The organism is Stenotrophomonas sp. CASM101 (assembly GCF_049384845.1).
Lineage (GTDB): Bacteria > Pseudomonadota > Gammaproteobacteria > Xanthomonadales > Xanthomonadaceae > Stenotrophomonas > Stenotrophomonas hibiscicola.
Genome location: NZ_JBMRFR010000005.1, coordinates 229,960 through 254,790 on the forward strand (window position 1 = coordinate 229,960; position 24,831 = coordinate 254,790).

The following is a 24,831-nucleotide window of genomic DNA, read 5'->3' on the forward strand; positions in this document are numbered from 1 at the left end:
AGCCGAGCCCACGCTCGGCTGCCGTTCGCGCGTGGGCGTCAGCCGAGCATAGGCTCGGCTCTACGGAGCTTCATCCACACATGGCGTGGATCAGCCGTGTCGACCGGGGTCGACACCTACCAACAGCTGCGGGAGCCACCGCTCACGCCACGCCGTTGTCGACGTGTTCGGCGAAACCGGGCTGCTCTCGCAGGCGCTCGAACCATGCGACGAGGTGGGGCAGCGCGGGCTTGCTGCCCGGCGTGCTGCGCCAGCGTTGGGTCGACAGCCCCAGCACGATATCTGCAAGGGTGAAGGTGCTGCCCGCCACATAGGCATCGGTGGCGGCCAGCTGGGCTTCAAGCACACCCATCAGCCGGTTCCACTGCGCCAGGCTGGCCTCGGCGCGGGCATCGTCCGGATAGTCCGGATGCTGGCGCACGCGCGCCATGAACACGTGGCGCCAGGCACTGTTGAGATCGCTGGCCTGCCAGTCCATCCACTGCTCCACCCGCGCACGGGCCTGCGCCGCACGTGGCAGCAGATCCTCGCGTCCGGCGCGCGCGGCAAGGTAGCGGCAGATGCTGTTGGATTCCCACAGTACGAAGTCGCCATCGCGCAGCACCGGCACCTGCCGGTTGGGGTTCAGCGTGGCCAGCAGGTCCGGCGGGGGGGCCGGCTCGTGATGCAGGGGCAGATCCAGCCCCGCGCACAGCCACAGTACCTTGCGCACGTTGATGGACGTGGGCTTTCCGTATAGAGCGGGCATGGTCCTGACGCAGCAGCTGAGACTCGGCCAGCCTACACTTGCCCCATGCAAACCGAATACCTGCTCATTGCCGGCCTTCTATTGGCCGTGCTCATCCTGCAACTGGTCGCCCTGCTGCGCCGTCCGCCGCATGACCGCCTGGAACAGGCCGTGCGCGAGGAGGCCCGCGCCGGGCGCAGCGAACTGCGCGAACAGCTCGATGGCTTCGCCCGCGCGCTGACCGATCTGTCCACCCGCACCGACCAGCGCCTGGACCTGCTGCGCGAAGCGCTGGGCGAAGATGCCCGCAAAGCCCGCGCTGAAGTGGCCGACAGCCAGCAGCGCGGCGCAGCGTTGATGGGGCAGCGGCTGCAGGAACTGCGCGGCCAGCTGGAGACCTTCGGCCAGCAGCAGGAGGCACGCATCCATGCGTTTGGCCAGCAGCTGCAGGAGCTCACTGCGCGTACCGATACCCAGCTCGGGGCGCTGCGCCAGACCCTGGTGGACGATGCACGCAAGGGCCGCGAGGAGGGCGCGCAGTCGCAGCAGCGCCTGACCGACAGTCTGGGCCTGCGCCTGCAGGAACTGACCCAGCGCAACGAGCAGCGCATCGCCGAGATGCGTGCCACGCTGGAGGAACAGCTGCGCGCGCTGCAGAACGACAACGCCCAGAAGCTGGAGCAGATGCGCCACACCGTGGACGAGAAGCTGCAGTCGACGCTGGAAACGCGGCTGGGCAACTCCTTCAAGCTGGTCTCCGAGCGCCTGGAACAGGTGCAGCGTGGCCTCGGCGAGATGCAGCAGCTGGCCACCGGCGTGGGCGACCTCAAGCGCGTGCTGACCAACGTCAAGAACCGCGGCAGCTGGGGCGAAGTGCAGCTGGAGAACATCCTCGAGCAGACACTCACCCAGGAGCAGTACGCGCGTGCGGTGAGGGTGCGCCCGGATAGTGGCGAGATGGTCGATATCGCCGTGCGCCTGCCGGGCCGCAGCAGCGACGACACGCCAGTGTGGCTGCCGATCGACTCCAAGTTCCCGCGCGAGGATTACGAGCGCCTGCTGGACGCACAGGAACAGGGCGATGCCGAGGGCGTGCGCCTGCAGGGCATCCAGCTGGAGCGCGCGGTGCGCGTGCAGGCCAAGTCGATCTGCGACAAGTACATCGTGCCACCGCACACCACGGACTTCGCGGTGATGTTCCTGCCCACCGAAGGCCTGTATGCCGAGGTGATCCGGCGCCCGGGCCTGGTCGACCTGCTGCAGCGCGAGCACCGTGTGGTGGTGGCCGGACCGACCACGGTCACCGCGTTGCTCAACAGCCTGCAGATGGGCTTCCGCACCCTGGCCATTGAAAAGCGATCCAGCGAAGTGTGGGGCCTGCTGGGTGCGGTCAAGAGCGAGTTCGGGAAGTTCGCCGGCATCCTGGAAAAGGCCGAGAAGCAGATCACTACCGTTGGCCGCAGCATCGGGGAGGCCAGCCGCAAGACCCGTACCATCGAACGCCGCCTGCGTGGCGTGGAGTCGCTGGCGTCCGAACAGGCGCAGTCGCTGCTCGGCGACCTGGCCGAGGGTGATGCGGTGGCCGAGGAGGAAGGCAGTGACGGCGAGGGCGACGAGGCCTGAGCCACACTGACACGCCGCCTGCATCGCCGATGGGTATGCTGGCGGCCTGTCCGCTTCGACCAGGTACCGCCATGCGCCTGCCCCGCTTCACCAGCCTTGTCCTGACCGCGCTGCTCGCCGCCTGCAGCAGCACGCCAACGACCGTGGACACGACCACGCAGGCCGCCTCCAGCACCCCCGAAGCGGACGAGGCGTACCGCGAAGCGCGCGACGTGGACTGCCAGGCCGCCGGTGGCACCCTGCAGCGGCTCGGCCGGCTGCAGCGCGAGCAGTGCGTGATTCCCTATGCCGACGCCGGCAAGGCCTGCAGCCGCAAGAGCGACTGCAGCGGCCAGTGCCTGGCCACGGGCGACGTGGCCGCCGGCAGTGCCGTCACCGGTACCTGCCAGCGCGACGTGCGCCAGAACTTCGGTTGCCGCCAGCGCATTGATGACGGCAAGGCGCAGGGCACGATCTGCGTGGATTGAATCCTGCCTGTAGAGCCGAGCCCACGCTCGGCTGATGCCACAGCAGCCGAGCGTAGGCTCGGCTCTACAACCGCGCGCACAGCGCTATGCTGGTGGGCCATTTCCCGTTGTTGCCGGAGCCCCACGTGAGCACCCCGATCCAGGACATTTCCCTCACCACCATCGACGGCCAGCCGTCCTCGCTTGCCGACTACCAGGGCAAGGTGCTGCTGCTGGTCAACGTCGCCTCCAAGTGCGGCCTCACTCCGCAGTACGAAGGCCTGCAGGCGCTGTATGCGGAAAAGCACGCGCAGGGCCTGGAAGTGCTGGGCTTCCCCGCCAACAACTTCCTCGGCCAGGAGCCGGGCAGCGAGGCGGAGATCCAGCAGTTCTGCCAGCTCACCTACGACGTCAGTTTCCCGATGTTCTCCAAGATCAGCGTGGCCGGTGACGACACCCACCCGCTGTACCAGCAGCTGACCGCCGCCCAGCCGCAGTCGATCGGCGAAGGCCCGCTGCGTGAGCGCCTGGCGAGCAAGGAGATTCCGATCCACGCAGCACCGGCGGTGCTGTGGAACTTCGAGAAGTTCCTGGTTGGCCGCGACGGCAAGGTCATCGCGCGCTTCGCCCCGGACGTGGCTGCCGATGACGCGCGCCTGCGCGACGCCATCGAGGCCGCGCTGGCGGCTTGAGGAAAGCGTGCCAACCGAGGTTGGCATCTGCCGGAAAGAAAAACCCCGCCGAAGCGGGGTTTTTCATGCGCTGCAGGCTGGACTCAGTGCGTCCACTGCGGCATCGGCATCGCATCGACCGGGATCGGCGAATTGGCATCGTCGTGGCCACGGTCGCGCTTGCTGCGCAGATCGTTCTCGATCTGGTAGTTGCGGCGCTGCATCCACGCATCGCGGACCAGCGAGTACTCGTCCACGGCGGTGTCACGCAGGTCGTCGACCGCCAGCAGCTGCGCGCGGGTATCCACCAGCTGCAGGCCCTGCAGGCCGATGCGGACCTTGTCCTCCTCGATGCGGCGGATCGGCGACAGCGGAATGTCACCGGCCAGGCCGAATACATCGCGTACGGTGCGCGGGCCGAAGAACGGCAGTTCCACGTAGCGCGAACGCCGCCAGCCCCACGCACCCAGGGTCTGGCCGAAGTCTTCATTGCGGCGCGGCACCATCGCCTTGCTGGCCGGATCGAACAGGCCACCGATGCCCAGCGTGCTGTTCATCAGAAAGCGGCCGAGGCTGTCCCAGGCATCGGCACCGCGGCCCTGCAGCAGCTGGTTGGTGATGGTCACCGGTGCCCGCAGGTTGCTGAAGAAGTTGCTGACGCCGGTGCGGGCGAAGCGCGGCACTACGTGGGTGTAGGCCGTGGCCAGCGGACGGGCAATGCCGCGGTCGACCGCGTTGTTGAACTTGTGCACCTTGCGGTTGAACGGTTCCCATGGGTCGTAGGCTGCCGCACTGCCGGTGTTGCCGCTGCCGCCATAGAGGGCATCGAAGTCGTCATCACCACCGGGGGCGGTCGCCGCTGCGGCCCTGGCCGCATCGGTGTCGGCGCCGCGGGCCGGTACGGAGGGTGGCGTGGCCGGTGCAGGGGCGGCAACCACGGCTGCGGCCGGCGCGGCATCAATCGTAGCGGTATCGGCGGTGGGGGCGGAGGCCTCGGCGACGGTGCTGGCCGGGACCACGGTACTGGCTGCCGGTGCATCGCTGCGTGCGGGCTTGCCGGCGCAGGCGGTCAGCGCGGCGGCCAGGACGATCAAGGGGAGAGTGCGTACGACGTTCATGTCAGCTCGCAGCAGAAGTAGCGTTGAAATCCAGATCGGGCGACAGCCGGTAGGCTGCGCTCAGCTCGTTGTAGCCGGCCGGCGCGCCGGAGACGACCAGTGGGTGACCGCTCCTGCGCGCGCGTGCCGCCAGCTCGGCCAGCAGCGCCAGGCCGGCGCTGTCCACGCGGTCCACCTCGCCCAGCTCCAGCCGTGACAGCTTTGCCGGCAGGGCCTGCAGCTGCGGCCACAGCGAGATCACCGCGGCACGGTCGAGCACCCCGCGCAGGCGCAGGGTGTCGCCTTCCAGCAGTGCCAGTGCGTTACTTGCCATTGCCCGCGGGCCCGGCCTGCATGCTGCCGCTGTGCAGTTCGCTGGCCACCTGCTTGATGCCCTTCTGGCGCAGCGGGGTATCGAACTGGTTGCGGAAGGTCTGCACGTAGGAAATGCCTTCAATGTTGACGTCGAAGATCTTCCACTGGCCGTTCACGTTGCGCATCCAGTACTCGACCGGAGTCGGCTCGTTGCCGGCGCGCACCAGTTCGGTGCTGACACGCACGCCACGATTGCCCGGCAGCGGGCTTTCACCCTTCAGGCGGAAGCTTGGCTTGCCCTGGATGTTGAGCAGGGTCGAGCCGTAGCGCTGCATCAGGCTGTCGGCCATCGCATCGGCGAACAGCTTGATGTCGGCGTCGGAAGCACCGCGGGCGTGCGGGCCCAGCACCAGACGCGCGGCGTAGTCGCGGTCGAAGGTGCGGGTCAGTTCGCTGTCGATGTAGCTGCGCAGGCTGGCCGGGTTGCTGGTGAACTCGCTCTTGCGCTGCTGCAGCGTGGACAGGATGCGGCTGCTGGCATCGATCACCACCTTGCCGGCCTGGCTCTGCGTTGCGGCAGCGGCAGGTGCGGCGGCCTGGGCCTGGGCCAGGAACGGGGTGGCTGCCAGCAGCGCCGAGGCGAGCAGGGCCGGGATCAGTTTCATTTTCATGGTTGCGGTTCCGTTGCAGGCGCCTGCGCGCCATCGTTGGGCTTTTGAGCAGTGCCGCCACCGGCGCCGCCACTGAACATGTACTTGCCGACCAGCTGGATCAGGTCCACGGCCGGCTGGGTGAAGACGATCTCGTCGCCGGCCTTCAGCACGTCCGGGTCACCGCCCGGCTGCAGACCGATATAGCTCTCGCCGAGCAAACCACTGGTGAAGATGCCGGCCGAGGTGTCCGCCGGCAGGTCCTTGACCTTGCTGTCCATGCGCAGCGTCACGATGGATTCGAACTTCACCGGGTCCAGGTCGATCGAAGCGACCTGGCCGACGGTCACGCCGCCGATCTTCACCGGCGCCTGCTTGCGCAGCTGGCCGACCTGGGAGAAGCGCGCCTTCAGGTCATAGCCCTCACTGCCCCAGCTCCAGCGCTGGTTGGTCGAGGCCACGGCCAGCACCAGCAACGAGGCCAGAGCCAGCAGCAGGAAGGCGCCGACAGAGAATTCAAGTCTGGGACCGCGGATGGCCATGTGGATTACCTGATCGAGTCGTGGTGGCCGCGCGCGCCTGCGCACCGCCGGTGGAGGGGTTAGGTGAACAACATTGCCGACAGCACGAAGTTGAACATCAGCACCAGCAGCGAGGCGTTGACCACCGCACGGGTGGTCGCCACCGAAGTGCCTTCAATGGTCGGCTCGGCGTGGAAACCAACATAGGCGGCCACCAGCGCGGCAGTGCCGCCGAAGATCGCCGACTTCAGCATCGCCACGCCGAAGTCGTCCCAGAAATCGACGCTGTTGCGCAGTGCCGACCAGAACACGCCATTGTCCAGGCCCAGCACATGCACCGCTTCGAAGTAGCTGGCGCTGATCGCCAGCGAGCAGAAGATGCCGGTCAGCAGCGGCACGGTCAGCACCGCCGCCCAGAAGCGCGGCGCTACCGCCTTGGCCACCGGGTCGATCGCCATCAGCTCCAGCGCCTTGATCTGGTCGGTGGCACGCATCAGGCCCAGTTCGGCCGCGATCGAGCTGCCGGCGCGGCCGATGAACAGCAGCGCGGTCAGCACCGGTGCCAGCTCGCGATACAGCGACAGGCCGAGCAGGGTCGACAGCGCGTCGGCCGCACCGAAGGTGGTCAGCGTGCGGTAGCCCTGCAGCGTCAGCACCAGGCCGACAAAGGCACCGCCGACGGCGATGATGGGCAGCGAGCGCGCGCCGATCTTGTAGATCTCGCGGGTCAGCTCGGCAAGGAAATCACGCGTGGGCAGCGAACCGCGCAAAACGGTCAGCGAGAACAGGCCGGCGCGGCCCAGCGAGCGGGTGGTTTGGACGAACGGCATCAGGCGACCCTCGCGCGCGGCGCGGCATCGAACGGGATGGGGCCATCGGGCTGGCCATGCAGGAACTGCCGCAGCAGCGGGTCCTGGCTGGACTGCAGCGCCTCGGGCGTGCCCTGGAACACGATGCCGCCATTGGCAATCGCGATCACCTGGTCGCAGATCGGCAGGGTCTCGTGCACGTGGTGGCTGACGATGATGCTGGTCAGGCCCAGGCTGTGGTTGAGACGCTGGATCAGGTTCATGATCACCCCGGAGGCGATCGGATCCAGCCCGGTCAGCGGCTCGTCGTAGATCATCAGCGGCGGGTCCAGCGCCAGCGCACGGGCCAGCGCCACACGGCGCGCCATGCCGCCGGACAGCTCGCGCGGCCAGGCATCGGCGGCGGCCAGCAGGCCCACCGCATGCAGCTTCATTTCCACCAGGCGGCGCAGCACGGCGGTCGGCAGGCGGGTGTGCGTGCGCAGCGGCAGGGCGACGTTTTCGGCCACAGTGAGGTCGGTCAGCAGGCCATTGCCCTGCAGCAGCACGCCCACGCTCTTGCGCATTTCCAGCAGTGCGCCGCTGTCATGCGGGATCGGCTTGCCGAACAGGGTGACCTCGCCGGCGACCGGGCGCAGTTCGCCGGTCAGTGCCGCCAGCAGGGTCGACTTGCCGCTGCCGGACGGACCGAGCACGGCAGTGATGCTGCCCCTAGGCACCTGCAGCGACACGTCGCGCAGGATCGTGCGCCCGCTCCGGTCGATGCGGACGTTGGATAACTGCACCAGACTGGAGGTGGAAGCCGACATGGGCACCATTAACGTTTTTTAGACATCGAAGGATCGGGCCCGTCGGCTGAACATAAGCAGACTGGACGGTCCAGTATTGTTGCACGGCAAGGCCTCGCGTAGGCCGGGACAATCGGCCGACGGCCCGGAACAATCCGTACCGCTGGCGGGCCAACCATTGAATACTGCCTGCCGTGCTGCACACTGTGCATGATGAGTGACCCGGGCAGCGATTTCCGCCTCTACCATTCCAATTCCCTGGACGTGCTGGCCGCGCTGCTGGCGCGCAACGTGCGTGTGCCGGTGCAGGGCCAACCGCTGCTGGCGCCGGAAGTGGTGCTGATCCCGCAGGTGGCGATGCGGCGCTGGCTGCAGGCGACACTGGCCGCGGAATTCGGCGTCGCCGCCAACCTCCAGTTCCTGACCCCCGGCGAGTTCGTGGCGCGGGCGCTCAAGGCCAACGTCAGCGGCGAGCAGGACGATCTGGACGCGGCCGGCCTGCACTGGAAGCTGTATCAGGCACTGCGCGACCCGGCGCTGCTGGCGCAGCCGCCGATGCGCGCGCTGCAGTCCTATCTTGCCGGCGATGACGCATTGAAACCGTGGGCGCTGGCCGGCGAGCTGGCCTCGGTGTTCGAGAAGTACCAGGCCTGGCGCCGCGACTGGCTGCTGCGCTGGGCAGCCGGTGCCGATCCGGCCGACCCGCAGGCGATCCTGTGGCGCACCATCACCCGCGGCCGCGACTACCGCGCCCGCCGCATCCAGGAGTACCTGGACCGCTTCGAAGGCGCCGGCCAGCCGCTGCCGCAAGGCCTGCCGCCGCGCATGTCTGCGTTCGCAACGCTCAACATCTCGCCTGACGTGCTGCGGGTGATGGCCACCCAGGCCCGGGTGGGCGAGCTGCACTTCTACATGCCCACCCCGGTGCAGTCGTACTGGGGCGACCTGCAGACGCTGGCCGAGCGCCTGCGCAGTGGCGCACCGGATCCCTTCGGTGAAGCGGCCGGCGAGAACCGGCTGCTGGAAGCGTGGGGTGCGGCCGGGCGCGACTTCATGGCGGTGCTGGGCAGTTACGAGGTGGTGCATCCGGCCGGCGAAATCGCCGCCTATTCCGATCCGGAGGAGGACACCGGGCCAAGCCTGGACGAAGGTGGCCTGTCCGACAGCCTGCTGCATCGCCTGCAGCGTGACCTGTTCCATCGTCGCGCGCTGCCCTCGGGTGAACTGCGCGACGGCCTGCGCAGCGACGACCCCAGCCTGCAGGTACACGCCTGCCACACCCGCCTGCGTGAGTTGCAGGTACTGCACGACCAGATGCGCAGCCTGCTGCAGGACCCGCGCTTCGACCCGCCGCTGCAGGCACGTGAGATCGCGGTGCTGGCGCCGGACATCGATCCCTATGTGCCGTACCTGGAAGCAGTGTTCGGCGGTCGCGGCGGCGAGGAGGAGCACATTCCGTATGCGCTGGCCGACAGCAGTCCGCTGGCGGGCGAGCCGCTGGCCGATGTGTTCGTGCATCTGCTGGGCCTGCCGGTCTCGCGCTTTGGCCTGAACGAAGTGCTGGACCTGTTGGCCAGCGCCCCGCTGGCCGAAGCGGCCGGGCTGGAAGCGGTGGACTACGACCGCCTGCATGGCTGGCTGCAGCAGGCCGGCGCACGCTGGGGCCTGGACGCAAGACACCGCAACCAGCACCAGGCACCGGCCGACGACGCCTACACCTGGCAGTTCGCGCTGGATCGCCTGGTACTCGGCCACGCCACCGGCAGCGAGGCCGACGTGGCCGGCGTGGCGCCGTGGATCGAACTGGAAGGCGGCGCGCTGGACGCGCTGGACCGGCTGCTGCGCCTGTTGCGCGTGCTGGCGGTCTACCAGCGACGCCTCGGCGAGCTGCTGACCCCGGCGCAGTGGCGGCAGCGCCTGCTGTCGCTGCTGGACGCACTGCTGCCCACCGCGCCCAGCTCGCCCAACAGCCAGCGCGCGCTGGAGCGCCTGCGCAAGCTGCTCAACCAGTTCGCCGACGATGCCGCCAAGGCCGGTTTCGAAGACGGCGTGCCGCCGGAGGTGGTGCGTTCGCACTTCGCCGGCGTACTGGGGGAGGCCGATACGCGCGCACCGCTGCTGACCGGTGGCATCAGTTTCGGCCGAATGGTGCCGATGCGGCTGCTGCCGTTCCGGGTGATCTGCGTGCTCGGTCTCAATGATGGCGATTTCCCCCGCCGTGACCCGGCCGCCGGTCTCAACCAGCTCACCGCCGAGCTGGATACGCCGCGCCGCCGTCCGGGCGACCGCTCCACCCGCGAGGATGACCGCTTCCTGTTCCTGCAGCTGTTCGCCGCCGCGCAGGAGGTGTTCTATCTCAGCTATCTCGGCGCCGATCCGCGCGATGGCAGCGTACGTGAGCCGTCGGTGCTGGTCAGTGAACTGATCGATGCCGCCGCCGCGTATCACCTCGATCCGCCGGCGGCGGTCCGCGATTTCACCGTGCGCCACGCACTGCAGCCGTTCTCACCGGCTGCCTTCGGCGATGGCGATCCACGTCGCTTCAGCTATCGCCGCCAGTGGCATCCGGCCGCCGGGCGCCTCAGCGGCCAGCGGGGCGACCTGCAGCCGTGGTTCGATGCACCGTTGCCGCCGCCGCTCGACGATGCTGTGGAAGACGAGGTCGCACTCGATACCCTGCGTCGTTTCCTGTGCGACCCGGCCGGACAGTTCCTCGCTCAGTCGCTGGGCCTGCGCCTGGCCGACGAGGTGGAGGAGGTGGATGACCTGGAACCGCTGGTGCTGTCCGCGCGCGGACCGGAAAAGCGCAGTGTGCAGGCGGCGGTGGTACGCGCCACGCTCAGCGGCGATGCCGAGCCGTTGTACCCGCGGTTGCGCGCGCGTGGCTTGCTGCCGTCAGGTCCATTGGGCGAGCGCCAGTTCGAGGTGGAGCAGTTGAAGACACGCCCGTATGCCAGTGCGCTGCTGGGCTGGATGCAGGGCGAACCACTGGAAAGCCGTCGCTACGAAGTGGACATCGATGGCGTGCGCCTGCATGGCCGCGTGGCCGATCGGCATCCCGAAGGGCTGGTGCGCCTGCGTGCCGGCACACTCAATGGCAATGCAGTGATCCGCCACGGCCTGGACTGGCTGCTGGCGAACGCGGCGGGCGATGCGCTGCCGCTTGTGCAGTTCCATGACGGCGGCGATGCCGGTCCCGGTCCGCACGTGCTGCCGGCATTGAGCGTTCCCGCTGCACGTGCGGCGCTGCGTGCGCTGCTGCAGCTGCGCCAGCGTGGCCTGCGCGAGCCGCTGCGCTTTGCCCCGTACACCGGCTGGGTGCTGTACAACGCGCCGGCAGAAAAGCAGCGCAGCGAAGGCTGGAAGCAGTGGCACGGCAGTGACCGCACCTGGGGGGAATCCAGAAGTGACGCGTGGCAGCTGCTGCTGCGCGGTGCCGACCCGTTCGCCACCGATGCCGGCTACGCCGACCTGCTGCGCAACAGCCAGGTGGTCTTCAGCGCGGTGCGCGAAGGTCGCGCTCTCGGCACCGAAGCACGCCAGGAGGGCAACGCATGAACACCGCCATCGCCGAAGACGGCATCGAATCCCTCAGCCGCGATCCCTATCTGGCGCTGCCGCTGGACGGCATCCGCCTCATCGAAGCCAGCGCCGGCACCGGCAAGACCTTCACCCTGGCCACGCTGTTCACCCGCCTGGTGGTGGAGCAGGGCCTGCGCATCGGCCAGATCCTGGCGGTGACCTTCACCGATGCCGCCACCCAGGAACTGCGCAAGCGCATCCGCGAGCGCCTGGCGCTGGCCGCGCGCCTGGTCGACCTGGAAGCGGCCGACGGTGAAGCACCGGAGGTGCGATTGACCCGCGACGTGCTGCAGCGCCATCTGCAGGGCGGCACCGAGAGCGCCGCCGCACTGAAACGCCGCCTGCAGGTGGCCGCAGACGAGATCGACCTGGCGTCCATCTTCACCATCCACGGCTTCTGCACCCGCGTGCTGCGCGAGCATGCGCTGGAAAGCGGCCACACCTTTGATCCGCCGGAACTGCTGACCAGCGACCGTGAGCTGCTGGAGGAGCTCGCGGCCGATCTGTGGCGCGTGCATGCCAACGACCCGGCCACGCTGGAGCCGCTGACCTGGCTGTGGTCCAACCCGGATGCGCTGGCGGCCGATCTGCGCGCGTTGCTGGCTACGCCGCCTCTGCACCCGTTGCCACGGCCGGTGGCGCTGGCCGATCCACACCCAGCATTGCAGGCCACCGCCGCCGAACTGCAGCAGGCGCTGCGCGAGCATGGCGAGCAGTTCTTCATCGACCTGTGCGATGCCGTCGACAACAAGTGGATCAACGGCGTGTCTTATAAGCTGGGTTGGCTGCACCCGCTGGGCCGGCAGCTGCTGGCCTGGGCTGGCCGCGCCGACCCGCGCGAGCTGCTGGCCGGCGATCGCCTGCCGGCACTGCTGCCGGAGGTGTTGGCCAGCAAGACCAACAAGAAATTCCCCGACCGCACGCCGTCGTCGCCATTGCAGGCACCGTTGGCGCGCTATGTCGCACTGCTGGCCGAACGCGATGCCTGGTTGCGTGCCACCGCATTGAATTTCCTGCACGCGCTTCGTGCCGACGCCACGCAGCGGCTGCAGGCACTGAAGCGCGTCCGCCGGGTGCAGACCTACGACGATCTGATCGATGGCGTAGCGCTCGCCCTGGAAGGCCCGCAGCGACTGACGCTGGTCAGGCAGCTGCGTGCGCAGTACCGCATCGCGCTGGTCGATGAGTTCCAGGATACCGACGATCGCCAGTGGGGCATCTTCCACACCGTGTTCGGCGATTCGCCGGAGGTGCGCGAGCTGGGCCTGGCACCGGCGTTGTTCCTGATCGGCGACCCCAAGCAGGCGATCTACGGTTTCCGCGGCGGTGATGTCCACACTTACCTGAAGGCCAAGCAGGTGGCGCAGCAGGCGCCGGTACTGGACCAGAACTTCCGCTCGCGACCCGCTGTGCTGCGCGCGCTGCAGGCGCTGTACGACAACGCTGGCGAAGACGCCTTCCTCGAACGCGACATCCAGTTCGAGCCGGTGCGGCCCGGTGGCGTGCGCAGCGATGCGGACTACCAGCGCGACGGCCATGCCGCCGCGGCGCTCACCCTGCGCGTGCTGCGCAGTGGCGGTGACAAGGCGATGAGCGCCGATGCCTCGCGCGATGCGGCGACCCAGGCCTGCGTCGCTGCGATTCACCAGATCCTGGTCGAGGCGCGTGCGGGCAATGCCGTGTTGCGTGGGCGCCCGGTGCAGCCCGGTGACATCGCGGTGCTGGTGCGCTCGCATCGCGAGGCCACCCTGGTGCAGCGCGCACTGGCCGCGGTCGGCATTCCGGCAGTGGCAGCCGGCAAACAGAGCCTGTTTTCCACGCCTGAAGCGCGTGATCTGCGTGCGCTGCTGCTGGCACTGCTGCAACCGGCCGACGAGGGCCGCCTGCGCGCAGCGCTGGCCACGGTACTGCTCGGCCAGCGCGCAAGTGCGATTGCGGCGATGGAACGCGACGGCGACCTGCAACGCAGGTTCCAGGCACAGCTGCTGCACTGGCGCGAGCGCTGGCAGCGCGGCGGACCGTTCGCGGTGATCGCCGATGTCTGTGCCGCACAGGGCGAACGCCTGCTGGCGCTGATCGATGGCGAGCGCCGCCTCACCAATTACCTGCAGCTGGGTGAACTGCTGCAGGAAGCCTCCGCGCAGGCGCTGGGCATGCACGGGCTGCTGGACTGGTTGCAGGGGCAGATGGCCAGCGCCGACCAGGATGACGAGCAGCAGCTGCTGCGCCTGGAATCGGATGCGCGCCGCGTGCAGATCATCACCCTGCACAAGAGCAAGGGCCTGGAGTATCCGCTGGTGTTCCTGCCCTTCGTCGGCATCGACGGCGGCGCACCGAACACGGCCTCGCACTGCACCGTGCACGTCGGCGGCCAGCGCCAGCTGCACTGGAAGCTGGACAAGGACGAGGCCTGGGAAGCGGCCACCGCGCAGCGCGAACGCGAGCAGCGCGCCGAGGATGCGCGCCTGCTGTATGTGGGACTGACCCGCGCCGAGCATGCGCTGTGGATCGCCGTGGGTGATCTGGCCGGGCTCGGCAAGACGCGGCTGGCGCCGCTGCTGGGTGACCTGCAGGCGCTGCGCGCGCTCGCCGATGTGCACATCGATGACAGCGAGGCGCCGGCCACGCTGCCGCAGCTGGCGGCCGAAGTGGAAGGTGAGCTTCCAGCCGTGCGTGCACTGACCCGGCGCGTGCCGCACGACTGGTGGGTGTACAGCTTTACCCAGCTGGCCCACGCAGATGCAGGCGTTGGCAGCGATATCGAAGCGGCCGCCACCGAGCTGCCGGCACCGGCCGCCGACGAACCGGCCGGCCCGGAACTGCCATTGGAACCGGCGCTGCCTGAACCCACCGCGGCCGCCGAGGACAACGCCCCGCTCGATCCGCGCTTCATGGGCAGTCGCTTCGGCAACGTGCTGCATGAGGCAATGGAGAACGTCGACTTTGCTGCATGGGCTGACTGGCAGCCGGGCCTGGAAGCGCCCGAGGGGCAGGCCGAGGTACTGCGCAAGGCGCTGCACGACGAAGGCTATGCCGATGTCGATCTGGACGACGGCGTGGCCGTGCTGGTGCCGCTGGTTGGCCACACCCTGACCGTGCCGCTGCCCGAAGGCGGCGCGCTGCACAGCCTGGGAGAAGGCGAGCGCCGCGCAGAAATCGACTTCCATTTCGCCATCGAACCGACCACGGTGCCGGCGCTGCTGCAGGTCCTTCATGCGCACGGCGTTTCCAGTGGTCGTCGAGGCTTCGGCCAGCGCCGCCGCCTGGAAGGGCTGATGACCGGCATGATCGACCTGACCTACGTGCGCGACGGTCGCTGGTATGTGCTCGACTACAAGTCCAACCGCCTGCCCGGCTACAGCCCGGACCTGCTGGCCATTGCCATGCGCCACAGCGAGTACGATCTGCAGGCGCTGATCTACACCGTGGCCCTGCATCGCTGGCTGCGCTTCCGTCTGGGCGCGGCCTACGATTACGAGCGCGACATGGGGGGCATCCGCTACCTGTTCTGCCGCGGCCTGGATGCTGCCGGCAACGGCGTGCATGTGGACCGCTTCCCGTTCGCGCTGGTGGATGCACTCGACGCGCTGTTCGCAGGTGGCGAACAGGCCCAGGCCGAACTGGCCGCACGTGCCCGTGGGGCCAGCGCATGAGCCTGCTGAAGGAACTGCACCAGAAGGGCCTGCTGCGCACCCTCGATCACGCGTTGGCGACCAGCCTGCAGCGGCTGCGCGACGACACGCCCGAGAGCGTGGCGCTGGCGGCGGCGCTGGCTTCGCTGGCGGTGTCGCTGGGCCACGCCGCATTCGACCCCGCGCAACCGCAGCGGTTGCTGGAAGGCGTGCCCGAGTGGCCTTCCGCGCAGGCCTGGCTGGCGCAGCTGCGCGCATCGCCATGGGTGGCCACACCGGAGCAGGCTGACGCCATCGCCGAGGATGCGCCGCTGGTGCTGGAAAACGGCCTGCTCTACCTGCGCCGCTACCGCGAGTACGAGCGCCAGCTGGCCGCCGGTCTGCAGCGCATCGGTCGGCATCCGCTGCCGGCGCCGGACATGGCGGCGCTGGTACCGCTGTTCGCGCAGCTGTTCCCGCAGGCATTGAACAGTGAAGATCACCAGGCACGCGCAGCCGGCGTGACCCTGCGCCATCCGCTGGCACTGGTCACCGGCGGCCCCGGCACCGGCAAGACCACCACCATCGCGCGCCTGTTGCTGCTGCTGGCGGCGCAGGCCCGGCATGCCGGCCAGCCGCTGCCCGAAGTGGCGCTGGCCGCGCCGACCGGTCGCGCTGCCGAGCGCATGGCCGAGAGCCTTCGCGTCGCCGTGCAACGGCTGCAGGAACAAGGAGTGGATGCGACGTTGTGCGCGGCATTGCCCAGTACCGGCACCACCCTGCACCGCCTGCTCGGCGTGATTCCCGATTCACCGCGCTTCCGCCACCACGCTGATAATCCACTGCCGGTGGATGTGGTGGTGGTCGACGAAGCGTCGATGATCGATCTGCCGATGATGGCCAAGCTGGTCGATGCGATCGCCAGTGGCACGCGGCTGATCCTGCTCGGCGACCCCGATCAGTTGCCCTCGGTCGAAGCCGGTGATGTGCTCAGCGCGATCCTGCGCGCCAGCGGTGATGGCATCGGCACCCGCGCCGATGATGCGCAGGCACTGCAGGGTCTGTTGGCACCGGCCACGTTGCAGCCGCAGGCCACGCCGCGCGCCTTCGCCGGCCGCCGCGTGCAGCTGCAACGTGGTTACCGGCAAAGCGATGCGCTGGATCTGGCACCGCTGGCGCATGCCGTGCGCGAAGGCGACAGCAGCACCGCATTGCAGCTGCTGCGCGGTGGGTCGCTGGCAGGTGTGCATTTCCACGAAGGCGAGGCCGATCCATTGCGCGGCCAGCGCGAGCACCTGCTGGGCCACTGGCGTGCACTGGCAGACGCGGCCGATCCAGCGCTTGCCCTGCAGCAGGCCGGGCGCCTGCGCGTGCTGACCGCGTTGCGCGAAGGCCCGCAGGGTGCGCGCGGGCTCAACAGCCGCATCGAACAGCTGCTGGCTGGCAACACCCCGGGCTACTTCCAGGGCCGCCTGCTGCTGGTCACCGAGAACAGCTACCGGCACCGCCTGTTCAACGGCGATATCGGCATCTGCCTGCGCGATGGCAGCGGCGCGATGGTGACCTGGTTCCCGGGCGACACCGTCGAGCAGCCACGCGCCTTCCACCCGGCCGCGCTGCCCGCGCACGAAAGCGCCTTTGCGATGACCGTGCACAAGGCACAGGGCTCGGAGTTCGATGAAGTGTGGTTGCAGCTGCCACGCCAGGACAGCCGCGTGCTGTCGCGCGAGCTGGTCTACACCGGCCTGACCCGTGCCCGCCAGGTGCTGCATGTGGCGGGCAGCGCAGAGGTGCTGCAGGCCGCGTTGAAACGCCACGCCAGCCGGTTGGGTGGCCTGGCCTGGCGCTTGGGTGCGGAAGCGGTGGCCGAACAACCCGCGCGCATCGAACAGCCCACAGTACAGGGCACCTTGTTCTGAATCGGGGTCGGATCCCGTTCCCATCGGGAACGGGCTCTGACCCCATCGCCCCGATGTCGCATTTGCCCTTTGATGACGCCGCCGGCGCTACCTATCCTGCGTTGCTACCCCACGACACAGGAACCAGCACATGGCGCTTATTGCCCTGGATGACCCTCGCTGGGCCGCACTACAGCATGCCTACGGGGCTGCGGATGACATTCCGGAGCTGCTGGCGAATCTGAGTATTCCGAAAGACGAAAGATCCGAAGACGATCCGATTGAAGACACCTGGGAGGAACTTTGGAGCAGCTTGTGCCATCAAGGGGACGTCTACAGCGCCTCGTTTGCGGCTGTGCCGCATATCGTGAACGCACTTCTGCTTCAGCCAAAGCCACTCACATTTGACTTCGTTGGATTGCCAATTAGCATCGAGATGGAGAGGCGGGAGGCGGGTATCGCGCTTCCTGATATCGCTGAACCCGAGTACTCCGAGGCGCTTCACCGGCTTGCGAAGTTCGCTGGTAGCGTCGTAATGGAGAAGCACGATTTCAGCACGAGTACGTGTCTGCTGACGGCGCTGGCACGGGAGCACGGAAATGCTGCGGCAGCGTGGGCGCTGGCCTTTGTGGTATCCGGTGAAAAGGACGAAATGGAAGAAGCGATGGAGCTTTTCCGGAATCGGTGAACCCTCCAGTCACGTCCAGAATCGCCAGCTAAAAGCAGTCGAGCATGGCTCGACTCTACAACAGCGTACTTCGATCATTCCGACGTTCATCCACGCATGGCGTGGATCTACTGCAGATCGCGGGAAACTGTCGAAGGCGGGGTGGGTCCGGTTGAGGGGGCGTGAGCCGCATGGATGCGGCGACCGAGCTTACATGGACGTACTTGCAGCGTCCCCCTGAACCGGACCCACCCCGCCATCCCAAGGAATACCCGCTTTTGACGTTGACGTTGATTCGGCAGGTGCAGGGCGCAGCCCTGCCGCCAAACCTACTCCGGCATCAGCACCAACCCATCCGGGAACACGATCGCCGCTTCATCCGAACTCACGTCGAAGAAGCCCACGCCGTGCTTCTCGGCCAGATCCTGCACCCGCCCGTGCGCGCGCTCGGCCACCGAGTAGGCGAACGCGCCGTAGATCACCTGCCGGCCGATGCTGTACTCGGTCACCTCGGCGCGGTCGTCATCGTCGTTGCTCAGTGGTCCGTTCAACGGCGGGAAGTCCTGCGCCATCTCCGCAAACCACGCCTGCAGCGCCGGGCTGCTGACCGCCGGGTCGTCGTACTCGTGGCGCTCGTTCCACTGCGTCTGCTTCTCGAACCAGGCGATGAAGGCCGCCGCTTCGCGCGGGGCCGCGCTGGCCTCGAACACCATCATGTCGTAACTCATTGAACCGTCCTGTGGGGATCGCGAGTAGCCGCCGGGCATGGCCCGGCGCTACCGGGCCACGATGGTAGCGCCGGGCCGCGCCTGGCGGATCGCATTACACGGACGGCGATTCGGCGCCTACCCATCCCGGCGCCAACGCCTTCGCCTCCGGGAACAACGCAAAGCGCAGCCCGATCAGGCCCATCAGCGCCTCGTCGCGCGCCTTGCAGGCGGCCACGCTGCCGACCCGTCCCAGCGAGGTATCCAACCGCTCGCGCAATGCGTCGGCCGCCACAATCGGTTTGCGCGCAGCGATCTGCCGGCGGTAGTGCACGGCGATCTCTTCAAGAATGTGCTCGACCGCCTCACGGCTGCGCTCGGGCAGTTCCAGCCGTGCACGGCGCAGCTGCAGGATGTTCAGGCCGATGCGCGCCTCGTTGAGCATGTCCACCGAGGCGATGTCACTGCCCTCGGGCGTCGCCGCCAGGCGCGGGGCGAGCAGGCCCAGTAGGTCGAGCATGCGTGCGGCGAAGCGCTGCCGATCCTGCTGGCCGCGTCCTTCGGCGGCTTCGGCCAGCGTGGTCCAGCCCTGCCGCACCAGCCGGCGTGCGGTCCACTCGGCACCTACCGAACGGAACAGGCGGGTCATCACCACTGCAAAGCCAATGCCGATGAACATCGCGATCGACGAGTTGAGGAAGGTCTGGATGTTGGCACTGTAGGTGTTCTGCAGGCTCAGCAGCGCGGCCAGGTTCACGGTCAGTGGCAGCGCGAACAGCGCGCTCTTGGGGTGGTGCAGCATCAGCCCCAGCGGCAGGAACGCCACCGCCAGCACCAGCGCCAGCAGGCCGAAGTCGTGCACCGCCGGGAACACGCCGAACAGGTACACGCCGGCCACCACCGAGGCGACCATCGCCCACACCAGGAACGACACCATGCTCGGTGCCGGATCGTCCTGCGCGGCGAAAAATGCGGCGGTCACCGCGGCCATCATCGCGCCGTTGCCGCCGCCTTCCCATCCCAGCGCGATCCACAGCACGCAGTAGCTCATCAGCGCCACGCCGGCACTGAGCGCGGAGAACAGTGCCATGCCGTAGTCGACGTGCCTGTCGGCGGCCACGCGTTCGGTGCGGATGCGGTAGTGCGCGCGGTCCAGCGGCGCGGTGCCGTGGTCGATGGCGTGCTGCAGGGTGCGGCAGTCCTGCCACAGGTCCACCAGTTCCTCCAGGCGCAGCAGCAGGCTGGCCAGCTGCAGGTGCTGCAGGTCGCGGTCCACCTGCGGCTTCAACGCACTGATGCGCGCGCGCAGGCGGGCGTATTCGCTGGCGTTGGTCGGGCCATCCAGCCAGTCGTGGATGTCATCGACCAGTGCCGGCAGCCCCTCGGGCAGGTCCTGGCCGTCGCTGCGCAGCGCACTCAGGCGGTCGGCGATCGAGGACAGCACCGGCAACAGCAGCAGCATGCGCTCGCGCAGGCGCTCCATCGACACCGCCGACCCTGCATGGCGTGGATCATCGCGGCGCAGGAATTCGATCAGCGCCTCGAACTGCACCAGATCGGCGGCCAACCGGTTGCGTGGCGCGTGTGCACGGCCACGTTCCAGGATCTGCCGGCACCACTGCGCGGCGTCCTCCATCCAGTTGCCGATGCGGGCGCGCAGCATCGGCCGCACCGAGGCCGGGAACAGCAGCGAGGCGAACAGCACCGCCACCACCGTGCCGAGGATGATCTCCTCGCTGCGCGCCACCACCGTGTCGAAGATGGTTTCCGGCGAGGTCACTGCGGGGAAGCCGATGAAGGCGGTGGTGTAGCCGGCCAGCAGGAACGCGTAGCCGCGCGGGCCGCGGTTGAGCAGGGCCATGAACAGGCAGCCGGCCAGCCAGATCGACATTGCCGCGCTCAGCACCAGCGGCGTTTCCACCAGTGCCGGCAGCACCAGCAGGGTGGCCAGGCCGGCCACCAGGGTGCCGACGATGCGGTACACGCCCTTGGCACGGGTTGGGCCCAGCAACGGCTGGCTGACGATGTAGACCGTGCCCATCGCCCAGTACGGGCGCGACAGGTTGCCGGCCATGGCGATGTACAGCGCGGCCACCGCGGCCAGGTAGGTCTTGATCGAGAACAGCCAGGCCTGGCGGTCGGTCAGCGCGTTCATGGCTTACTTCGCTGCGGTCGAGGCGTTGGGCGCGGTGGCGCTTGCCTGCCAGCCACCGCCCAGCACCAGGAACAGATGGATCTGGTCGCGCGAGACCTGCGCTTCGGCGGCCGCCAGCGTGGCATCGCTGGTGGCCAGGCTGCGGTCGGCATCCAAGCTGGACAGGTACGGCGTGCGGCCGCCCTGGTACAGCCGGCGGTTCTGCTCGGCAGCCAGTGCGGCCTGTTCCTGCGCGATGCGCAGCGACTGCAGCCGGCGCAGGTCCTGCGCATAGCGGTCCAGCGCGGTCTGGGTCTCGCGCAGCGCTTGCAGAACGGTGTGGTCGAACTCGGCCAAGGCCGCATCGGCGCCCGCTTCGGCAGCGTGGATGCGCGCGTGCGTGCCCGACGACGGCAACGTCCACGAAATCAGCGGGCCGATCGACCATTGCTGGGTCATCGGCGTGCCGAAGTCTTCCAGCAGGCCGGCGGCACCCACCGAGGCACCCAGGCGGATGTCCGGATACAGTTCGGCGGTGGCCACGCCAATGCGCGCGGTGGCCGAGGCCAGCTTGCGTTCGGCCTGGCGCACGTCCGGGCGGCGCTGCAGCAGCGCACGGCCATCACCGACCGGCAGCGGCTGCGCCAGGCCGGGGGCGTGTGCACAGTCGATCACGCCAGCCGGCAGCTGGCCCGGGGTCTGCCCGAGCAGGGCGGCCAGCGAATAGGCGGCCGCCGAGCGCTGCGCATGCAGCGGCGGCAGTGCAGCTTCCAGCAGCGCCACCTGCGCATTGGCGCGGGCCAGCTCCGGCGGCGTGCCACGGCCAGCCGCGATCAGGCGCTCGGTAACGGTGCGGCTGCGCTGTTGCAGCTGCAGCGAATGCTCGGCCACGTGCAGTTCGTGGTTGGCATGGCAGATTTCCAGGTAGCTGTCGGCCACTTGGGCGACCACACTGACCTGGGCCAGATCGCGTGCCGCCGCCACCGACTGCTCGTCGGCACGCGCCGCTTCGGCGCCGCGCTTGAGCTTGCCGAACAGGTCGAACTGGTAGCTGACCGCGAACTTGCCATCGGCCAGGTTGATCACCGGCAGCTCGTGCTCCTGCAGGAACGATTCGGCCGACAGCTGCGCGCGGCTGACGCCGGCCTCGGCCTCGTACTCGAAGCCGCCGGCGTCCAGCGCCTGTTCGTACACGGCGGCGGCGCGGCGCAGGTGCGCATCGGCGGCCTTCAGTTCCACGTTGTCACGCAGCGCCTGGGTGATCAGCCCGTCCAGCACCGGGTCGTTGTACAACGACCACCAGCGGTCGGGCAGCGCCTGGTTGGCGGCCACCTGCGGGTTCTGCGTATCGATGAAGGCCGCATTGGCCTCCGGGCGCTTGAACGCCGAGCCTTCCGGCAGCGCGTAGTCCGGGCCGACGGTCCTGCACGCGGCCAGGCTGGCCAGCGCGACGATCAGGCCGAGACGGGGCAGGGTGGCGTTCACAGGCCCGCCTGTGTCGGCGCGGTGCCGACCTTGTCTGCATGCTTCGTGCTGTTGGTCTGTACGGTCACCGTGGCGGTACGGCCGGCAATCAGCTCAACGCCCTTTGGCACTTCGTCGATCGCGATGCGCACCGGAATGCGCTGCGCCAGGCGCACCCAGTCGAAGGCTGGGGTCACGTTCGGCAGCAGGGTGCTGCCGTTGCTGCGGTAGCGATCCTCGATGCCGGCGGCGATGCTCTCGACATGGCCGCGCAGCGGCGCCGATTCGCCCATCAGGCGGATGTCCACGCGCTGCCCCGGGGCCACGCCGCGCAGCCGGGTTTCCTCGAAGTAGCCGTCGATGCGGAACGAGCCGGTGTCCAGCAGCGCCAGCACCGGCTTGCCGGCCACCACGTAGTCGCCCACGCGCATGGTGCGGTCGTTGACCCGGCCATCGGCCGGTGCGCGCACCTCGGTGCGGCCCAGGTTGAGCTCGGCCAGGTCGACCGCCGCCTGTGCGGTGCCCAGCGCAGCCTGTGCAGCCTGCAGCTTGGCGCGGCGCACTTCGGCGTCCTCGGCGGCGACCAGATCCTGCAGGCTGCGGTCACGGCCGATTTCGCGGCGCAGCTGCGCCACCGAGGCCTGGCGCTCGGCCAAGCTGGCCTTGGCCTGTTCCAGCGCGATGCGGTAGCGCGCGCGGTCGATCACGAACAGCACGTCGCCCTTCTTCACCGCCTGGTTGTCGGCCACGTTCACCGTTTCCACCAGCCCGGACACGTCCGGTGCCACCTGCACCACGTCGGCACCGACATGGGCGTCGCGGGTCCACGGCTCATCCATGTAATAGACCCACAGCTGGCGCAGCACCAGCAGGGCGACGATCACGGCTGCGCTGGTCAGCAGTATGGGCAGGGTCTTCTTCACGATCTTGTTCACGATTGCATCCAACGCAGGAGGTGGAACAGCAGGCCCAGCACGATCCCGTACAGCGCCAGGTTGAACAGCGCCGGGTGCCATACATGGCGATAGGCGCCGGCACGCTGCAGCAGCGCGTGCAGGCCGCTGTTGACCAAGTAGGCCAACAACATCAACCCGAGCAGGGTCGGGACGAACACTCCATGGAGACTGAATTCACCGGGCATCGGAAGGGGCGGGGGCGAGGTGGGGGAGGGGAGGGACAACAGAACAACGGCAACGGGCAAAAGCCGCTGGCGTGTGCACGGCAGCGGCGGTGTTCGGGGGCAGCGGTCTTACGTGATGCGGTCGGCGGCCTCGGCCAGCAGGCGCCATGCCTTCAGCACGGCGTGCAGTTCATCCATGGAAAGCTCGCCGAACACGTCCTGGCGCAGGCCGATCAACTGGTCTTCCAGCTCGCTGACCAGCGCATGGCCCGCGTCGGTCAGCCACAGCAGGTTGGCGCGGCGGTCGCTGGCGTCGCTCTCGCGGCGGACCAGGTCGCTGGCGCACAGCTTGTCCAGCAGGCGCACCAGGGAAGGACCCTCCATGCCCAGCTGCTGGGCCAGCGCCACCTGGCGGATGCCACCGCCGGAGCGGCCGATCATCAGCAGGGGCATGGTGCAGGCGGTGGAGATGCCGTAGCTGCCGAGCCGACTGTCGGCCAAGCGCTGCCACTGCCGCCCTGCGTACAGCAGGCCGGAGCTGAGTTGCATCTGCAGCACGGTGCGCTCGTCGAGAGGTCGGTCCATAAGAGATAGATAGGATACTACTAATTTCATTCCTATCAATAGGTTTTTCTGAATGGGGGGTGTAGTGAGGAAAGCGTTGCGCCTGCCTGGTGTCGGGTGGGGCAGGGGGGGGCCGGACGGTGCAGGACACGCCGTGAACCCCCCTCCGGGGTCCGGCCCAGCCGCTGGCGGCTGTGCGTTCGGGCGCTTGCGAGGCATGCCTCGCAAGCAAAGCGCCCTCACCCTTGGGGGCTCGGCCGCGGCATCCATGCCGCGGACGGTCCTGCCCCGCCCGGCCCCCGCTGCCTTCCCATCACCCCGCGAGCGCGGTGGGTTGGCTCTTAGAAGCAAGAGCAGAAGCAGTGCGGACCAACGGTCCGCACCCACCAAGGCGGCGGCGGCCGCTTCCGAAGCCATGAACCTCCGCTTCTGACCCCGCTTTCGGGCGGTCCGGCCGCGCCCGCGGGAAACCGTCAAGGAGGGGGAGAGGGGGCTGCGCAGGACCGTTGGCGCCATGGATGGCGCCATCGAGCCCCCAGGGGTGAGGGCGCTTTGCCTGCGAGGCATGCCTCGCAAGCGCCCGAACGCACAGCCGCCAGCGGCTGGGCCGGACCCCGGAGGGGGGTTCACGGCGTGTCCTGCGCAGCCCCCTCTCCCACTCCAAATCGATAGCAACGACGCGCCAACAACGACCCCCGATGAACCGTCCCAACAGGACGACCCACCCCCCGGTCGGGTACGATGCTCGCCCCCCGTTCGGGACGCTGTACGCAATGAGCAAGAACAACGAAAAGGCCGCCCCGCAGGGCGACGTGACCCAGGACCAGGCCGAGGATGCCGTGCGCACCCTGCTGCGCTGGGCCGGTGAGGACCCGTCCCGTGAAGGCCTGCTGGATACGCCCCGCCGTGTCGCCGAAGCCTATGGCGACTGGTTCAGCGGTTACCGCGACGACCCGCGCGCCTACATGGAGCGGACCTTCGAGGAAGTGGCCGGCTACGACGAACTGATCGTCCTGCGTGACATCGAGTACGAAAGCCACTGCGAACACCACATGGCGCCGATCATCGGCCGCGTGCATGTCGGCTACCTGCCGGCCGGCAAGGTGGTGGGCATCAGCAAGCTGGCCCGCGTCGTCGAAGCCTACGCCCGCCGTTTCCAGGTGCAGGAGAAGATGACCGCGCAGATCGCCCAGTGCATCCAGGACGTGCTGCAGCCGATCGGCGTCGGCGTGGTCGTCGAAGGCGCCCACGAGTGCATGACCACCCGCGGCATCCACAAGCGCGGCGTCAGCATGGTCACCTCCAAGATGCTGGGCAGCTTCCGCGACGACGCGCGCACCCGCGCCGAGTTCCTGCGCTTCATCGAAGTGGGCGGCAAGCGCTGAGCCGCTTGCCCGCACCGCGCCGGCCCCTGGTGGCCGGCATGCCCACGGCTGC

Annotated in this window: 21 protein-coding genes; 8 read left to right on the forward strand and 13 right to left on the reverse strand. The window is 68.5% G+C overall.

Going from position 1 to position 24,831, the window contains the following annotated elements; all coding sequences use genetic code 11:
- Positions 1-142: 142 nt before the first annotated feature.
- Positions 143-748 (reverse strand): glutathione S-transferase N-terminal domain-containing protein, encoded by a 606-nt coding sequence (locus tag VG543_RS10640; protein WP_188250466.1) that lies wholly within the window; start codon positions 746-748, stop codon positions 143-145.
- 45 nt (positions 749-793) lie between these two features.
- On the opposite strand from VG543_RS10640, the gene rmuC reads away from it, so the two are divergent.
- The 3 genes from rmuC (at position 794) to VG543_RS10655 (ending at position 3,488) form a co-directional block, all read left to right on the forward strand.
- The gene (rmuC, locus tag VG543_RS10645) at positions 794-2,350 is read left to right on the forward strand and encodes a DNA recombination protein RmuC (protein WP_019658781.1); all 1,557 of its coding nucleotides are present in this window, start codon (positions 794-796) and stop codon (positions 2,348-2,350) included.
- Positions 2,351-2,421: 71 nt separating this feature from the next.
- Complete coding sequence (locus VG543_RS10650; RefSeq protein ID WP_019658780.1) at positions 2,422-2,817, forward strand: hypothetical protein; 396 nt, start codon at positions 2,422-2,424, stop codon at positions 2,815-2,817.
- A gap of 125 nt (positions 2,818-2,942) precedes the next feature.
- Positions 2,943-3,488, forward strand: a complete 546-nt coding sequence (locus VG543_RS10655) for a glutathione peroxidase (RefSeq protein WP_111099196.1) — start codon at positions 2,943-2,945, stop codon at positions 3,486-3,488.
- An 83-nt stretch (positions 3,489-3,571) separates the two neighbouring features.
- On the opposite strand, the gene VG543_RS10660 is transcribed toward VG543_RS10655, so the two are convergent.
- From VG543_RS10660 to VG543_RS10685, 6 genes are read right to left on the reverse strand one after another with little or no spacing between them, the layout of a single operon-like run.
- Positions 3,572-4,585 (reverse strand): MlaA family lipoprotein, encoded by a 1,014-nt coding sequence (locus VG543_RS10660; protein ID WP_111104078.1) that lies wholly within the window; start codon positions 4,583-4,585, stop codon positions 3,572-3,574.
- A gap of 1 nt (position 4,586) precedes the next feature.
- Positions 4,587-4,898 (reverse strand): STAS domain-containing protein, encoded by a 312-nt coding sequence (locus VG543_RS10665; RefSeq protein WP_021203287.1) that lies wholly within the window; start codon positions 4,896-4,898, stop codon positions 4,587-4,589.
- Complete coding sequence (locus VG543_RS10670; RefSeq protein WP_021203288.1) at positions 4,888-5,550, reverse strand: MlaC/ttg2D family ABC transporter substrate-binding protein; 663 nt, start codon at positions 5,548-5,550, stop codon at positions 4,888-4,890. Before VG543_RS10670 ends, VG543_RS10665 begins: the two co-directional genes overlap by 11 nt.
- A complete protein-coding gene (gene mlaD / locus VG543_RS10675; RefSeq protein WP_021203289.1) occupies positions 5,547-6,071 on the reverse strand; it encodes an outer membrane lipid asymmetry maintenance protein MlaD in 525 nt (174 codons plus the stop codon). Before mlaD ends, VG543_RS10670 begins: the two co-directional genes overlap by 4 nt.
- Positions 6,072-6,130: 59 nt before the next feature.
- Positions 6,131-6,880 (reverse strand): MlaE family lipid ABC transporter permease subunit, encoded by a 750-nt coding sequence (locus tag VG543_RS10680; protein WP_423179111.1) that lies wholly within the window; start codon positions 6,878-6,880, stop codon positions 6,131-6,133.
- Entirely contained in the window at positions 6,880-7,668 is a 789-nt protein-coding gene (locus VG543_RS10685; protein WP_423179110.1) for an ABC transporter ATP-binding protein, read from the reverse strand. Before VG543_RS10685 ends, VG543_RS10680 begins: the two co-directional genes overlap by 1 nt.
- A 189-nt stretch (positions 7,669-7,857) precedes the next feature.
- Between VG543_RS10685 and recC the strand changes: the two genes are divergently transcribed.
- The 4 genes from recC to VG543_RS10705 all read left to right on the forward strand — a co-directional run bounded on the left by recC (position 7,858) and on the right by VG543_RS10705 (position 17,426).
- Positions 7,858-11,205 (forward strand): exodeoxyribonuclease V subunit gamma, encoded by a 3,348-nt coding sequence (gene recC, locus VG543_RS10690; protein ID WP_423179109.1) that lies wholly within the window; start codon positions 7,858-7,860, stop codon positions 11,203-11,205.
- A complete protein-coding gene (recB, locus tag VG543_RS10695; RefSeq protein ID WP_423179108.1) occupies positions 11,202-14,882 on the forward strand; it encodes an exodeoxyribonuclease V subunit beta in 3,681 nt (1,226 codons plus the stop codon). The genes recC and recB overlap by 4 nt, the downstream gene beginning before the upstream one ends.
- Positions 14,879-16,759, forward strand: coding sequence for an exodeoxyribonuclease V subunit alpha (recD, locus tag VG543_RS10700; protein ID WP_423179107.1), 1,881 nt, complete (start codon positions 14,879-14,881; stop codon positions 16,757-16,759). The genes recB and recD overlap by 4 nt, the downstream gene beginning before the upstream one ends.
- Before the next feature lie 130 nt (positions 16,760-16,889).
- The gene (locus VG543_RS10705; protein ID WP_423179106.1) at positions 16,890-17,426 is read left to right on the forward strand and encodes a hypothetical protein; all 537 of its coding nucleotides are present in this window, start codon (positions 16,890-16,892) and stop codon (positions 17,424-17,426) included.
- Positions 17,427-17,734: 308 nt separating this feature from the next.
- Here the strand turns inward: VG543_RS10705 and VG543_RS10710 are convergent, their stop codons facing one another.
- From VG543_RS10710 to VG543_RS10735, 6 genes are all read right to left on the reverse strand, one after another.
- The gene (locus tag VG543_RS10710) at positions 17,735-18,133 is read right to left on the reverse strand and encodes a hypothetical protein (RefSeq protein ID WP_134735988.1); all 399 of its coding nucleotides are present in this window, start codon (positions 18,131-18,133) and stop codon (positions 17,735-17,737) included.
- Between the two features lie 94 nt (positions 18,134-18,227).
- Positions 18,228-20,267 carry an FUSC family protein gene (locus VG543_RS10715; protein ID WP_423179105.1) on the reverse strand — a complete coding sequence of 680 codons (2,040 nt, stop codon included), beginning with the start codon at positions 20,265-20,267 and terminating at the stop codon, positions 18,228-18,230.
- Positions 20,268-20,270: 3 nt separating this feature from the next.
- The gene (locus VG543_RS10720) at positions 20,271-21,731 is read right to left on the reverse strand and encodes an efflux transporter outer membrane subunit (protein ID WP_058983104.1); all 1,461 of its coding nucleotides are present in this window, start codon (positions 21,729-21,731) and stop codon (positions 20,271-20,273) included.
- Complete coding sequence (locus VG543_RS10725; RefSeq protein ID WP_043403026.1) at positions 21,728-22,645, reverse strand: HlyD family secretion protein; 918 nt, start codon at positions 22,643-22,645, stop codon at positions 21,728-21,730. The genes VG543_RS10720 and VG543_RS10725 overlap by 4 nt, the downstream gene beginning before the upstream one ends.
- Positions 22,642-22,851, reverse strand: coding sequence for a DUF1656 domain-containing protein (locus VG543_RS10730; protein WP_010487502.1), 210 nt, complete (start codon positions 22,849-22,851; stop codon positions 22,642-22,644). Before VG543_RS10730 ends, VG543_RS10725 begins: the two co-directional genes overlap by 4 nt.
- Positions 22,852-22,959: 108 nt before the next feature.
- Positions 22,960-23,415, reverse strand: a complete 456-nt coding sequence (locus VG543_RS10735) for a MarR family winged helix-turn-helix transcriptional regulator (protein ID WP_012481667.1) — start codon at positions 23,413-23,415, stop codon at positions 22,960-22,962.
- A gap of 752 nt (positions 23,416-24,167) precedes the next feature.
- On the opposite strand from VG543_RS10735, the gene folE reads away from it, so the two are divergent.
- Positions 24,168-24,779: a GTP cyclohydrolase I FolE gene (gene folE / locus VG543_RS10740; RefSeq protein ID WP_004141296.1), complete on the forward strand. Its 612-nt coding sequence runs from the start codon at positions 24,168-24,170 to the stop codon at positions 24,777-24,779.
- The last annotated feature ends 52 nt before the right edge of the window (positions 24,780-24,831 follow it).

What these genes read in the sequence shown, in the direction of transcription:
- VG543_RS10735 (WP_012481667.1), bottom strand. Translation starts at nt 23,415, where the DNA reads ATGGACCGACCTCTCGACGAGCGCACCGTGCTGCAGATGCAACTCAGC.
- VG543_RS10705 (WP_423179106.1), top strand. Translation starts at nt 16,890, where the DNA reads ATGGCGCTTATTGCCCTGGATGACCCTCGCTGGGCCGCACTACAGCAT.
- VG543_RS10685 (WP_423179110.1), bottom strand. Translation starts at nt 7,668, where the DNA reads ATGTCGGCTTCCACCTCCAGTCTGGTGCAGTTATCCAACGTCCGCATC.
- recB (WP_423179108.1), top strand. Translation starts at nt 11,202, where the DNA reads ATGAACACCGCCATCGCCGAAGACGGCATCGAATCCCTCAGCCGCGAT.
- folE (WP_004141296.1), top strand. Translation starts at nt 24,168, where the DNA reads ATGAGCAAGAACAACGAAAAGGCCGCCCCGCAGGGCGACGTGACCCAG.
- VG543_RS10715 (WP_423179105.1), bottom strand. Translation starts at nt 20,267, where the DNA reads ATGAACGCGCTGACCGACCGCCAGGCCTGGCTGTTCTCGATCAAGACC.
- VG543_RS10665 (WP_021203287.1), bottom strand. Translation starts at nt 4,898, where the DNA reads ATGGCAAGTAACGCACTGGCACTGCTGGAAGGCGACACCCTGCGCCTG.
- recD (WP_423179107.1), top strand. Translation starts at nt 14,879, where the DNA reads ATGAGCCTGCTGAAGGAACTGCACCAGAAGGGCCTGCTGCGCACCCTC.
- VG543_RS10710 (WP_134735988.1), bottom strand. Translation starts at nt 18,133, where the DNA reads ATGAGTTACGACATGATGGTGTTCGAGGCCAGCGCGGCCCCGCGCGAA.
- VG543_RS10680 (WP_423179111.1), bottom strand. Translation starts at nt 6,880, where the DNA reads ATGCCGTTCGTCCAAACCACCCGCTCGCTGGGCCGCGCCGGCCTGTTC.
- VG543_RS10670 (WP_021203288.1), bottom strand. Translation starts at nt 5,550, where the DNA reads ATGAAAATGAAACTGATCCCGGCCCTGCTCGCCTCGGCGCTGCTGGCA.
- VG543_RS10660 (WP_111104078.1), bottom strand. Translation starts at nt 4,585, where the DNA reads ATGAACGTCGTACGCACTCTCCCCTTGATCGTCCTGGCCGCCGCGCTG.
- recC (WP_423179109.1), top strand. Translation starts at nt 7,858, where the DNA reads ATGATGAGTGACCCGGGCAGCGATTTCCGCCTCTACCATTCCAATTCC.
- mlaD (WP_021203289.1), bottom strand. Translation starts at nt 6,071, where the DNA reads ATGGCCATCCGCGGTCCCAGACTTGAATTCTCTGTCGGCGCCTTCCTG.
- VG543_RS10650 (WP_019658780.1), top strand. Translation starts at nt 2,422, where the DNA reads ATGCGCCTGCCCCGCTTCACCAGCCTTGTCCTGACCGCGCTGCTCGCC.
- VG543_RS10640 (WP_188250466.1), bottom strand. Translation starts at nt 748, where the DNA reads ATGCCCGCTCTATACGGAAAGCCCACGTCCATCAACGTGCGCAAGGTA.
- VG543_RS10730 (WP_010487502.1), bottom strand. Translation starts at nt 22,851, where the DNA reads ATGCCCGGTGAATTCAGTCTCCATGGAGTGTTCGTCCCGACCCTGCTC.
- rmuC (WP_019658781.1), top strand. Translation starts at nt 794, where the DNA reads ATGCAAACCGAATACCTGCTCATTGCCGGCCTTCTATTGGCCGTGCTC.